The 343-nt window shown below is 60.6% G+C and carries 1 pseudogene; it reads right to left on the reverse strand.

Annotated elements, in window-relative coordinates:
- Positions 1-343: pseudogene (locus RVY79_RS18205) on the reverse strand (hypothetical protein); the annotation flags it as partial.

Genomic DNA, 343 nt, shown 5'->3' on the forward strand with positions numbered 1-343 from the left:
TCGCAGGGCGGCCGGCAACGATCACCAGTTCGCCGCCGCGCATGCCGCCGCCCAGTTTGTCGTCCAGATCCCGGAAGCCGGTTGGGATTGCCTTAACCTTTCCCTCTGCCTCGGCCTGCAACTGGTCAAAGTAGTTACCAAGGTCATCACTCGCCTTGACGGGCTCGCTCTTGACACGTTCTCGCGCCAATGCCTCCAGCTTCGATTGAACGCGATCAACCACAATCCGTGCCTCGTCCGCGCCAACAATCATTTCTGGCACATCCGCTGCCAGCAACAAAAGCTGTCGTTTGACGGCCTTGTCACGAACCACGGCGGCATAGCGGCGGATGTTGGCCGCGCT

The organism is Chromohalobacter sp. HP20-39 (assembly GCF_033052815.1).
Lineage (GTDB): Bacteria > Pseudomonadota > Gammaproteobacteria > Pseudomonadales > Halomonadaceae > Chromohalobacter.